Below are 12,982 nucleotides of genomic sequence, written 5' to 3'. Positions count from 1 at the left end.
GCTATGCGCACTAAATTACTATATACATTATTACTTATCCTGGCTGTAATAACACAGTCTTGCGATAACTACCTTGACCTAAAACCAGAAGATGGTACGGTACGCGATGAATTCTGGAAAACAAAAGAAGATATACAGGCTGGTGTTATAGGTGTCTACTCTTCATTACTTAACCCACCTCCTTCTGAAAGCGATTTGACTATTGCAGAATACATATTTATGCATGGTGAGTTACGTGGAGGTATGGTTAGTCCTGGTGCTCAGGCATCAGAAGATCAACGAGATGTATTAACCACAAATATTTTACCCTCTAATAACACTTCAAACTGGTCTTCATTTTACAGGGTTATTAATTATTGTAATACGGTTATTGAGTTGGCCCCTGGCGTTTTAGCTCAAGACCCTACCCTAACACAGGAGCAACTCAACAATTATTTATCTGAAGTTTTAGCAATACGTGCTTATTTATATTTTACTCTCGCACGTACCTTTAAAGATGTGCCGGTAAAGTTAGCAGCAACCTTGTCTGATAAAGAAAATTTTCAAATACCTACAACACCACAGACCGAGGTTTTTGCTCAGGTACTTTTAGATCTCAATGAGGCAGAACGATTAGGAGTTAATGATTATGGTGCTCGCGATCAAAACAAAGGTAGAATTACCAAATACGCTATAAATGCGATGCAGGCAGATGTTTACCTATGGATGGAGAATTATGAAGAGGCCTTAAAAGCAACTAATAAAATCATAAACACTGGCGACTTTGCGCTAATCGATGCCAACTCGCAATGGCTTAACATTGTTTATGCGCAAGGCAATTCTTCAGAAAGTATTTTTGAGTTTCAATACACCACTCAAAACCTGAATCCGTTTTATAGTGTATTCTTTCAGCGCCCACAGTATCTAGCAGCTACACCCGTTCTAGAGCAAATATTTGGCGTAGATTTTAATAATCCTGAAAATAAAGATATACGTGGAGAACGCGGTTCGCTTGTACCGGGTACAAATGAAATTTACAAATACACCGGTCTCAATACTGTTGTTAGAAAATCATTACAAGAGTCAGACACTCACTGGTTTGTTTACAGGTATGCAGATGCACTATTAATGAAAGCTGAAGCTCTCAATGAGTTAAATCGTGGTGAAGAAGCTCTGGCTATTGTAAGTGAATTGCGCGAAAAAAGGGATGCCATACGTCAAACACAAGAACAAATTAGTGCAGACAATCAAGATGCAATACGACTTTATATTCTTGCTGAACGCGCTCGTGAATTTGCTTTTGAAGGCAAACGCTGGTTTGATATTCTGCGTAATGCGCGTAAAGAGAATTATGCATATTTAGATATTCTCTTAAGCGTAGCACTACAAAGTGCTCCTGCAAATCAACAACAAAGTATTACCACAAAACTACAAGATCCTAACAGCCATTATTTACCTATTAGTGAAAATGAGCTGATAACTAACAAAGCTTTAATACAGAACCCATTTTATAAATAATCTTAAGTCATGAAAAAAATATTCACCTTACCCATTTTGCTCAGACTTATTCTAGTCTTCGTATTGGCCAGCACGGTCTCAAACTGTACTACAGAAAAATTTAAAGAATCTACAGATGAGACACTTAACATAACCGAGTTTTTAAAGGCTAACCCAGAATATTCTTCCTTTTTAGAAATTTTGGAAATTACAGATTATGCGTCTTTTATGAATACCTACGGCACCTACACATTGTTTTTACCAGACAATGATGCTGTGGCTGCACTACTATCAGATATGGGTGTAAGTTCATTATCAGACATTCCTTTAGACGATTTACAGGATTTAACTAAACTTCACATTCTTGAACAAACTATTAAAACAACAGAATTTACAGATGGTAAAATCGCTACTCCCAGTTTACAAGGACAATTTTTAATAACAGGGGCGTCTAATAAAAATGGAGCATCAAGTATTACTGTTAATAAAACTTCAAGTATTATCTCATCTAATATTGAAGTAGGTAATGGTGTTATTCACGTTTTAGATGAAGTACTTCGGGTTGCAGACAAGACGCTAGCACAAACTTTAGATAATGACACCTCTCTTACATTATTTACGGAAGCTGTAAAAGCTACCGGCTGGTATGACAAACTAAATTTACCGCTTACCTATAATGCAGATAGTATTCCCAGTTATCTCACTGTACTAGCTCAAACAAATAAAACATTTGAGGATTCTGGTTTAAATACACTTGAAGATTTAAAAACCAGATACAGTCATTTAGGAGACCCTTTAAATCCTAAAGATAGTTTGAACCTGTTTGTAGCTTACCGTATTTTACCGGGTCTTAACTATCTGGCAGATCTTGCCGTTACACCTGCGGTAATTACAAAGGCTCCACTTGAAGTTATTACGGTTAAACTGGCATTAGACACCTTATTACTCAATGAAGAAACGTTTAACGGTATTCTAGAAAAAGGAACCGTTATAGATCGAGATAAAAGTGATATAACCGCATCCAACGGGGCTTTACACTTAGTTAACGACAACTTTTTTATCAAGAAACGATTACCTGCTCCGGTGTATTTTGATGTTGCAGATCAACCGGAATTTAGACAACTGAGTTCTATTTTTAGAACACCGGGAGCTCCAAGTACCTCACTTAAAAAAGAGGATTTAAGTCTAATAACTTGGCCAGATAATAACTCCCTAACCTATGTAGCTGCTGCTATAGGAGGTAATTCTCAACTTGATAGAGCCTGGCATGGGGATGTTATTGAGCTTAATAGATTTAGACAAGGTTATCTCAATCCGTTAAACCTTACTTCACCCGTAATTATCAAAGGGCAATACAAAGTATGGGTATCCTATAGAACTAATGAAAATTCATCTGCCGCAGCACAAGTTTCTATTGACGGAGTTCCCATGCCAAGACTAATAAACTTTAGAGAGTATGGTAACACAGATCTTCCGGAACGGGTATTAGAATCTCAAGGCTATAAACGTCACATAGAACCTAGCACTAACCGCTTCAATTGTAGGCTCGTGGGAATTGTCACTATCGAAACTACGGGAACACACAGCATTGAGATTAAAGCTATTCAAGATAGTAGAAACGGACAAACTTGGATAGATGTTATCGAGTTTAGGCCTATTGACATGGACCAGCTTTACCCAAAATTTGAAGCCGGTGGAGACGGTTTAATTTTTGAATAAAATTTGAACAAAAATGAGTATAAAACTTAATCCCTTTAGGATGAAATCAATAAAGACCTATATAAAACCAGTTATTGCTTTTTTGCTGCTTGCAGGAGCTATCTCCTGTTCTGACCCCTGGGAAGAACACGCAGAAACTAGCGATACTAATTTAAGTGTTAATCTAGGTGAGGCACTCACCGCTTCTGCTCAAACTTCAGAATTTGGCAAGTTACTCACGGAAACCGGTTACGATAAAATACTTGCTTCTTCAAAAACTTTTACGGTGTGGGCTCCTACTAATGCGGCTTTCGCTGAAGTAGAAGCGTCAGCATTAGCAAGTGCAGCTGCAAAAAAACTTTTTGTAGAAAATCATATCGCATTAACCGCTTTCTCTTCAGTAACACAGCAAGATACGGTCACTGTAAAAATGTACTCAAACAAATACCTGGAGTTTAAATTGGGTAAGGTAATAGCAGATGCAAATATTGTAGAAGCAGATAAGTACACATCTAACGGTTTATATCATATAATCGATAAAGCTTTGGCTCCAAAAAAGAATATCTGGGAGTATATACGGGATAAAGCTTCGACTAATGCAATGAGCAAGTATTTAATAGATCTTAATGAAGTTAATATTTATTCTAGAGATAGTGTTCAAAAGTCTTTAGCCCTACCGGGTATTTATGCAGATTCATTAACGAACTCCTACTTTACCAATGTCTATAATCTTAATAATGAGGAAAATAAATATACCTTTTTTCTCTTAGAAGACGGAAGCTTTGTAACGGAGACCGAACGATTAAGACCTTATATGAATCGTATAAGTGAAGACTCTACTACAACCTATACAAATTATTTTACAGTAAGAGATTTGGCTTTTCATAAGGCAATTGCTCGCGAGAATTTACCAGATACTTTAGTTTCTAAATTTGGAGTAAAAGTACCGTTAAATGACGCTACGATTACTGAAGAAATTCAATTAAGTAATGGGGTTGTTTATGTGATGGGTGAATTAGAAATTCCGCTAGAAACCCGCCTGCTTACCACTACTATTCAGGGAGAAGAACCTTTTCAATTTAGCCAGGGAGATAAACGCGGGAATACATTTTATCGTGAAAAAGAAGACCCTAATGGAAATGTATTTAATGATATAATGGTACAGAATCATCGAGTAAATAGATTCACTATTTACTATGGGGCATCTAATCTATATACGACAACTTATAAAGTTTACTGGCGTGCTATAAATGATATACAGACTAATACTTTTCAGCAACGGGTAAATATTGGAGGACTTATATCTGCAGAAGACGGGAGCTTGCTAGAGCCTTTTGCAGAACTACCATACACTGATGTAGCTCCTAATGTTTACGAAGAAGTTTATGTAGGTGAATTTGAATTAACTCTAAAAGGAAGTGGTCAAATACTGGTCTCGCTTATGGCTGCAAACTCAACCTCAGACGGTGCAAACACCTTAAGTCTTGATTATCTTAAACTCGTACCTGTAATTAAATAAAGTCTTTTAAACCAATCGTTATGCTCAAAAAATTACAACTAACCTGTCTTCTTAGCATACTGTTCTTAGGTGGAATAGATGAGGGACTTTATGCGCAAACTTCTCCCGATTCTACAGCGGTTAAAACCCGGAGTCAAGAAGGTATGGCAGTAGAAGGTCTTATCAAAGATGCTCAAACAGGCAAAGGAATTTCAGGAATAAGTATTGCCGTTGAAAACTTTTCTGCTGCTATTACTAATGAAGATGGTACATTTTCAATAAAAGTACCGCATCTAAATGCGTTATTACGTATAAGTGGTTTAGAATATCAAGCAAAAGTCTTCCCAATTAATAACAGAGAGAATGGTTTTGAAATAGAACTGTTTGAAGCTAATTATTCTCCATTTTATGAAGTTGCTCGTTTACCGGGTAACGATCAATTACAATATACCGGTACACAAGCTACGCACGTTGAAGATTTTGATGAATTGCAATGGAGCAATCCTGTTAATGAATCTGTAGGAGACTTTCTACAAGGTAAAGTTGCTGGTCTTAACAGCGTACGCAAATCTGGGGTGCAAGGCTCTGGGGCTTATCTAACCTTAAGAGGATTTAATTCGCTTTATGCAACTAACAAACCGTTATTAGTCGTAGATGGCTTGATTTACGATGATGAAGATTACGGGTCTGGGATTATTCAGAATAACATCTCTTCACCCCTGTCTATGCTAGATGTAAAAGATATTGAAGATGTCACCGTACTCAAAGATGGCTCGTCACTTTACGGTACAAAAGGCGCTAATGGTGTTATAATTATCACCACAACCCGCGCTGTAGATTTAAGTACAAAAATAGATTTTACAATGTATGGCGGTGTAAACCAAATTCCAGATCGTCTTCCTGTATTAAATTCTGGTGAATATCGAAGTTATTTATCGCAGTTAGTGGCTACCCGTGGAGACAGCCAAACCCAAATTGAGAATCAGCCCTGGGTAAGTGATGACCGTTCTACAGGCAATTATTTTAAATATCGAAATAATACAAACTGGCAGGAGCAGATTTATAAAAACAGTGGAAATCAAAATTATTATCTAAAAATTAGAGGTGGTGATGATATCGCTAAGTATGGTCTTTCGGTGGGATATTTAAATAGTGACGGAATCCTTAAAAATTCTGGCCTGGAGCGCTACAATACCCGTTTAAATGCTTCATTAAAACTTACAGAAAAGCTTTTTGTAGACGCTAACCTTTCTTTTATACACAACACCGAATATCAAAATGATCAAGGGTTGGCTTATAAAACGAGTCCGTTATATTTATCGTTAACAAAATCTCCATTTATGGCGATAAATGCGATAAATGCTTCAGGTGAAGTATCACCCAACCTAGAAGATGTAGATTTATTTAATGTGAGTAATCCCTTAGCTATTCTAGAGAATGGATTTGGAGTAAATAAAAATTATCGCTTTTTTGGAAACCTTAATTTTAAATATCAGTTTAATAAAAATTTTAGTGCCCATACTATAGTTGGTATTAGCTATAATAAAGAGCGTGAGAGTTTCTTTATTCCAGATTTTGGAGTTGCAGATATTGTGCTACCTACTGCAATTGGAAATAATAGAAGTGGTAGTGAAGTACAACGCTTATATAGCATTCTTACAGATACCTATCTTAACTACACTAAACAATTAGACTTCAAAAACAAACTTGACCTGCGTCTGGGATTACGCACTCAAAATAACAATTCCGAAAGTGATCTGGGCTTAGGGTTTAATTCTGCTACAGATGATTTTACCAGTGTAGGTGCAGGAAGTAATCTTTTACGATTTGTAGGTGGTGCACTGGGTGAATGGAACTGGGTAAACGCCTATTTAAGCGCAGAGTATGATTACCTTAATAAATACTTTGTAACCTTTAATGCAGCTTTAGATGGTTCTAGTCGTTTTGGTGATGCAATAAATGACGGTGGTATTACTTTAGGAGGATCTCGTTTTGCAACTATGGGATCACTTTCTGCTGCGTGGCTCGTTTCTTCAGAAAACTTTTTAAAAGATATAGACGCGATTAACCTTTTTAAATTAAGAGGAAGCGTAGGATTTTCTGGTAATGATGATATAGGTAATTATACTGCTCAACAATTATATGTATCACAAAATTTATTAGGACTGCAAGGTTTAGTACGTGATAATATAGGTAACCCAGAGTTAAAGTGGGAAACGGTACGTAAAATTAATCTGGGTGCAGATGTAGCACTTTTTAACGAGCGCCTAAATGCATCGGTTGATGTTTATGAAAATAAAACAACAGATATGATTACTTACGAAACCATTAGCACAACAAGTGGTTTTGATAATATTGTTTCTAATAGCGGTACTATGCAGACGCGCGGTATCGATCTGTCCTTAAACAGTAGATTAGTAAATACCTCAGATATAAAATTTGATTTAGGTTTTACATTATCACGTTATATAAACGAAGTAACAGATATTCCTAACGAGTTTATTTTATCTCGATTTGGTGGTGCTACTTATATCACGCAGGAAGGAGAAGATGCTAATTTATTTTTTGGGTATCAAACAAATGGTGTGTACGCTTCAACAGCAGAAGCAACTGCAGCGGGTTTAAAAATACCATTAGGCAATGGCAATTTTGCTCCTTTTCAGGGTGGTGATGTAATTTTTACAGATTTAAACGGCGATCAAGTAATTGATGAAAAAGACCGTACTGTAATAGGTAATCCAAATCCTGATTTTACAGGGAGTCTGAGTACTAGCTTTGCATATAAGCGATTAAGTCTTTCTGCACTATTCAACTTTTCGGTAGGTAATGATATTTACAATGGCCTTCGTAATAATTTAGAAAAAATGAGTGGTTACGAAAATCAGAGCATTGCAGTACGCAATCGCTGGGTTGCAGAAGGGCAGCAAACTTCAATCCCAAGAGCAGTTTGGGGAGACCCCATGGGTAATGCCTCTTTTTCAGACAGATGGATTGAAGATGGTTCTTATCTGAGACTTAAAACACTGGTTCTAGCTTATGATATACCTCTAGATCTTGACTATTTAAATGCTGTAAAAATCTATGCTACAGCAAATAATTTATTTACTCTAACAGATTACTTAGGGTACGATCCAGAATTTAGTGCTACATCATCCATTTTTGGACAAGGTGCAGATATAGGTCTTGTACCTCAATTTACTACAATACAAATAGGCGTACGCCTGGGGCTATAATAATATAATCTTATAGAGCTAAGAAAAATGATGACAATGATTCAAATTAACAAAAAAACTATAACTCTTGGGATGCTTGCTTTTATATTAAGCTTTACGTCCTGCCAGGAGTATCTAGACGTTGAGCCTCAAGATAAATTAAATTCTGATCAGGTATACAGAGATGTTTTTGATGCAGATGCAGCAATTGTAGGTACCTACGGAAAGTTTATGCAGCTTGCCGAAAAGTACGTATTACTTAATGAATTACGCGCAGATTTAATGACTACAACGCGTAACTCAGATCCAGAACTTATTGAACTCTCACAACACGCGGTCACTACAGAAAATAGATTTGCAAACCCTAAGGAATTCTATGAGGTTATTCAAAACTGTAATGACAATCTAAAGAACTTTGATAATATGCTTGCTGATAAAAAATTCACGCAGACTGAATATAATCAGCGCTATTCAGATATAGGCGCATTACGCTCCTGGGTATATCTACAGTTAGGTATTCACTATGGTGAGGTACCATATATAACAGAACCTTTAGAAAATCTGAATGATGTGTTAGATACTTCAAAATATCCTAAAATCCCTTTTCAGGAGTTAATACAAAATCTTGTAGAGTTTACTGAAGGTCTTAACTACACAAGCCCTTATTCTGAAGACAGCACTTTAGTTATTGATGTAGACGGATACAATACAGCAAAATTCTTTATCAACAAAGAATGTATTTTAGGTGATTTACAATTGTGGAATAATAATTATACACAGGCAGCAATACACTATAAAAATGTGATGGAAACAGGTTCCAGAAGCGGTAATGATGTTGAGCGTTATGATGTGTACAGAATTAAATATGCTGAGATTGCCTCAAATAATGATTTAGCTGTAGGATATAGAAGATACAGTGAGCAGGATGCTCGCTCTCTAGTTAACAATAATACGCAGGGATGGCGCTCAATCTTTGCCAGAGAGCGCGATGTATTATGGAATACCGAATGGATCTGGTCATTACCCTTTGATAGTGACTTTGCACCTAAAAATCCGTTTATAGATTTATTTTCTAATCGCGGTGGGGATTATCTGGTAAAGCCTTCAAAAAATGCAGTGAACCTCTGGGAAAATCAAAATCAGCAAAATAGTTTTCCGTATGACGCCAGAGGAAAACGCTTTACTTATAATGTAATAGATGGTGATGAGGTGATAATGAAATATATCTATAACTTTTTAGATCCTATTAGACAGATGCCTATAGATGTTTTTCAAACCGATGGAAGTTGGTTTTTATACAGAGCTGCAACGTTACATCTTAGATATGCAGAAGCGGCAAACCGGGATAATCAACATAGAATTGCAGATGCATTATTAAATTTTGGGATACGTAATGAATATACCGTTGCCGGCGTAACAGATAAGACAGACATAGAGCAAACGTTTCAGCCCTTCCCATACGACTTTGATGCACGTAATGGTGATTTTCCCAGGTTTAGAGCAGACTGGCACCGTAGCGGTGGTTTAAGGGGTCGCGCCTACATAGAACGCGCACCGATTGTAGGTGATAGCTTAATTTCTTTAGAAAATAATATTATTGAAGAAGCAGCTCTAGAATTAGCATACGAGGGTAACAGATGGGGAGACCTTGTACGAGTTGCACTAAGAAGAAACGACCCGTCATTTTTAGCCGATAAAGTATACGCAAAATTAGCTGCAGACGGCAATTCACAGGCTGCATCCATCCGTACAAAACTGATGTCTAAAGAAAACTGGTACTTACCCTTTGTTTGGAGTACCGAAGATTAAATAATTAGCATTTAAACTTAATATAAAAGAGTTACTATGAAACTGATACGAAAAATTTCGACACGACTACTACTCTTGACTTTTATTGTCATTAGTAGTATTTCTTGTAAGTCTGACGATCAATACTTGCTAAGTCCTGATGATGAAACAAATGCTCTGGCAGAATTAAAATTTTTTGAAATTCAGTCTGGAGAAAATAGAGTACTTGTTAAGGGTGTCATAGATGATGAGAATATTTCTGAGGTAAAAATTACCTGGGATGCTGGTGCATTATCTATTCCTGTAAATGCAACATCTAACCCAGATACTATAAGCGCTCTTATTGAAAATCTGGAAGAACGCCTATATACTTTTGAAGTTCAAACTTTTAGTAATACCGGTGAAAGTTCTAAAATCCTAAAAGGTGCGGCTGCCGTTTTTGGTGAAGAATTTAAAAATAATGCTTTAAACAGAGAATTAATTTCCGGACTTCTATTAGATAATAAACTTGATTTAGAATACGGTCCTACAGCCGCTAGCAGCGGTATTATAGGTACCGAAATCACCTATATCAATCTAGATGGTGATACTGAAAATGTATATTTAGATGCTAAATTAAATACGATCTCTATACCAGATTATAAAAATAAATCTGTACTTAAATATAGATCAGCCTACCGCCCTACTCCTACGGCAATAGATACCATATATTCTAACTATACAGAGACCTCATTTGCTGCACCTCCGGTAATTTATTTTATTGCAAATGGTGCAAATGATAACGTTCAAATTGAATGGTTGCGCACAAACGGCTACATTGTAAGCACAAAGTATGATCATAGTAGGTTTGATCCCGATGATCAAAGTAAAATTGATGAGTTGAACGGTGCAGATTTAGTGATTATAGGTCGTTCTGGTAGTTCTGGAAATTTTAATGGCACCAGTAAAACAGCCTGGAATTCATTAACAGTACCCTTAATTTTAAATTCTCAATGGATATCTCGAAATAGTCGTATTAATTGGTTTAATCAGGCAAGTGATCCTGTACCCTTCACTACTTCTTCAGTAGTGATGAAGGCTAAGATTGAAGACCCCACAGATGCTGTTTTTCAAAATGTTACGTTAGAAAATAATAATTTTTTATCTTGGCTAAGTACCCCAATAAACCTTCTTTATACCGCTACACAAACAAACGGAAAAGTAATGGTTACAAGTGCTCCCGGAGAAGCAAATAATGATGAAGGTGGTGCTATGCTTTATGTACGTTTTGAGCCCAATATAGAATTTTATGAAGGTGCCGGTGAGTCACCGGCAGGCCCTCGTACTTATTTTGGGTTTGGAGCAGATTCTGGTGGTTCGTTTTACTTTCAACTTACAGATGAGGCTAAACAAGTTTACTTAAATGAGATAAAAAGATTAATTGACCTTAAAAATTAAATGCGAATTACTTTGAAATACAAACACTTAATCAAAACTATTAATAAACTAACAATGCTGCAGCTATTTACTGCAGCATTGCTGTTTCTAGTACTCACCTCTTGTCAAAATAAAACTAAAACAGACGTTACGCAAGATCCTCAAAAAGTTATAAAACCTAATTTTCTGGTAATTATCGCAGACGATGCAGGGTGGAATGATTTTAGTTTTAATGGTTCTGAAATTAAAACACCTACATTAGATAGCCTTGCAAAATCTGGGCTGAAACTTAGTAGGTTTTACACTTATCCCACCTGCTCACCTGCACGTGCAAGTTTTTTGACCGGCAGACCTGCCAGTAGAATGGGCATTGTTGCTCCCATTAGCGGGCGCAGTGAATTGAGTCTGCCAGACTCTCTTAAAACTCTTCCGCAGTCTTTAAAAGCGTTAAACTATAAAACCGCTTTAATGGGTAAATGGCATCTGGGCTTGAAACCCGAAAATGGGCCCGAAGCTTATGGTTTTGATAATTCTTACGGCTTTCTGCACGGTCAACTAGATCAATACGCACACACCTACAAAAATGGTGATAGTACCTGGTATAAAAATGGGAAATTTATTACTGAAGATGGTCACGTGACAGATCTTTTGACAAATGCCGCAGTCAAATATATTAATGAGCAGAAGACTACTACCCCATTTTATCTACAACTAGCATACAGCGCTCCTCATATACCACTGCAAGAACCAAAATTTTGGGTAGAAAAATATAACGCTATTGAAGATAGTAGTCGCAGATCCTATGCAGCTGCAATGAGCCATATGGATTCTGGTATCGGTCGAGTTCTAAACGCTCTAAATAATCAAAATCTAATAGAAAATACCATTGTTTTATTCATAAGTGATAATGGAGCACAACAAAACTGGATTCCTTCAAACGAACTCTATGAGGGTAAGTATGGACCTAATTTAACACTAGGAAGCAATCAACCGCTTCGAGATTTTAAAACCTCAAATTATGAAGGAGCAATACGGGTTCCGGCTATTATATCCTGGAAAAATTACATCGAACAAGGTGAAAGTTCTAATTATATAAATGTTACAGACTGGATGCCTACCTTTTTAAAATGGGCATTATCTACTAAAATACCGGTTACTGTAGAAGGTGAATCTACTCAGTACCTTTTAACGCAAGATACAGTAGAGCGCTCAACACCCATTTACATCCGCGGTCATCTGCAAGAAAGCTTAATAATCAAACCGTTTAAGCTAATACGCACCAGACATTTAGAAAGTGTACCTGATTATGCCCTTTACAATATAGAAACAGATCCTTCTGAAACTAATAATCTAAACTTAACTAATCCTGAAAAACTAAGATACCTTCAAGATGTACTTAAAACTGAATTTAGCAAGGATACTCCTATAGTTAATGTAGAATTAAGAAATTAGTGCATTTATGTAGACTGTGTAGTTTCCGAAGATAAACTATACCACTACAAATTATAAATTTTAAAAAAAACAATAAGCCTCTTAAACTTATGACTCACGCATTTACGATGAAATTGATACCGGGTTTTGAAGAAGAATATAAACGCCGTCACGATCATATTTGGCCAGAACTAGAATCACTTCTTAATAATTCTGGAATTAAGGAATATTTTATCTATCTCGATGAGCAGACAGGGACACTTTTTGGTTTTCAAAATTTAGAATCAAATCACAGCACTGCACGTTTACCGAATGACCCCATAGTTAAAAAATGGTGGGCCTATATGGCAGATATTATGGAAACAAATGCTGATAACTCTCCCGTTGAAGGGACTTTAAAAGAAGTGTTTAAACTGAAAAACAATAGGTAAAACCAATTGTTTTTAGAAAACGGTCTAAGAGA

The 12,982-nt window shown here is 36.5% G+C and carries 8 protein-coding genes; all 8 read left to right on the top strand.

Features of this window, described 5'->3' with window-relative positions:
• Positions 1-3: 3 nt before the first annotated feature.
• A complete protein-coding gene (locus ACIGAM_RS11460) occupies positions 4-1,497 on the top strand; it encodes a RagB/SusD family nutrient uptake outer membrane protein (RefSeq protein WP_396511570.1) in 1,494 nt (497 codons plus the stop codon).
• Positions 1,498-1,506: 9 nt separating this feature from the next.
• On the top strand, positions 1,507-3,195 hold the full coding sequence (locus ACIGAM_RS11455) for a fasciclin domain-containing protein (protein WP_396511569.1): 1,689 nt from the start codon (positions 1,507-1,509) through the stop codon (positions 3,193-3,195).
• A gap of 40 nt (positions 3,196-3,235) precedes the next feature.
• Positions 3,236-4,693 carry a fasciclin domain-containing protein gene (locus tag ACIGAM_RS11450; RefSeq protein ID WP_396511568.1) on the top strand — a complete coding sequence of 486 codons (1,458 nt, stop codon included), beginning with the start codon at positions 3,236-3,238 and terminating at the stop codon, positions 4,691-4,693.
• A 20-nt stretch (positions 4,694-4,713) separates the two neighbouring features.
• On the top strand, positions 4,714-7,905 hold the full coding sequence (locus ACIGAM_RS11445) for a SusC/RagA family TonB-linked outer membrane protein (RefSeq protein ID WP_396511567.1): 3,192 nt from the start codon (positions 4,714-4,716) through the stop codon (positions 7,903-7,905).
• A 36-nt stretch (positions 7,906-7,941) separates the two neighbouring features.
• On the top strand, positions 7,942-9,693 hold the full coding sequence (locus tag ACIGAM_RS11440; protein ID WP_396511566.1) for a RagB/SusD family nutrient uptake outer membrane protein: 1,752 nt from the start codon (positions 7,942-7,944) through the stop codon (positions 9,691-9,693).
• 36 nt (positions 9,694-9,729) lie between these two features.
• A complete protein-coding gene (locus tag ACIGAM_RS11435) occupies positions 9,730-11,109 on the top strand; it encodes a DUF4998 domain-containing protein (protein WP_396511565.1) in 1,380 nt (459 codons plus the stop codon).
• Between the two features lie 54 nt (positions 11,110-11,163).
• Positions 11,164-12,540: a sulfatase-like hydrolase/transferase gene (locus ACIGAM_RS11430; protein WP_396511564.1), complete on the top strand. Its 1,377-nt coding sequence runs from the start codon at positions 11,164-11,166 to the stop codon at positions 12,538-12,540.
• Between the two features lie 89 nt (positions 12,541-12,629).
• Positions 12,630-12,950 carry an L-rhamnose mutarotase gene (rhaM, locus tag ACIGAM_RS11425; RefSeq protein WP_396511563.1) on the top strand — a complete coding sequence of 107 codons (321 nt, stop codon included), beginning with the start codon at positions 12,630-12,632 and terminating at the stop codon, positions 12,948-12,950.
• Positions 12,951-12,982: the final 32 nt, after the last annotated feature.

Origin of the sequence: Leeuwenhoekiella sp. NPDC079379 (assembly GCF_044542075.1) — a bacterium.
GTDB lineage: Bacteria > Bacteroidota > Bacteroidia > Flavobacteriales > Flavobacteriaceae > Leeuwenhoekiella.
This window is presented reverse-complemented; position numbering and strand designations above follow the sequence as displayed.

Bases quoted from the DNA above. Each gene is read 5' to 3' on its own strand.
- ACIGAM_RS11460 (WP_396511570.1), top strand. From the start codon at position 4: ATGCGCACTAAATTACTATATACATTATTACTTATCCTGGCTGTAATA.
- ACIGAM_RS11455 (WP_396511569.1), top strand. From the start codon at position 1,507: ATGAAAAAAATATTCACCTTACCCATTTTGCTCAGACTTATTCTAGTC.
- ACIGAM_RS11450 (WP_396511568.1), top strand. From the start codon at position 3,236: ATGAAATCAATAAAGACCTATATAAAACCAGTTATTGCTTTTTTGCTG.
- ACIGAM_RS11445 (WP_396511567.1), top strand. From the start codon at position 4,714: ATGCTCAAAAAATTACAACTAACCTGTCTTCTTAGCATACTGTTCTTA.
- ACIGAM_RS11440 (WP_396511566.1), top strand. From the start codon at position 7,942: ATGATTCAAATTAACAAAAAAACTATAACTCTTGGGATGCTTGCTTTT.
- ACIGAM_RS11435 (WP_396511565.1), top strand. From the start codon at position 9,730: ATGAAACTGATACGAAAAATTTCGACACGACTACTACTCTTGACTTTT.
- ACIGAM_RS11430 (WP_396511564.1), top strand. From the start codon at position 11,164: ATGCTGCAGCTATTTACTGCAGCATTGCTGTTTCTAGTACTCACCTCT.
- rhaM (WP_396511563.1), top strand. From the start codon at position 12,630: ATGACTCACGCATTTACGATGAAATTGATACCGGGTTTTGAAGAAGAA.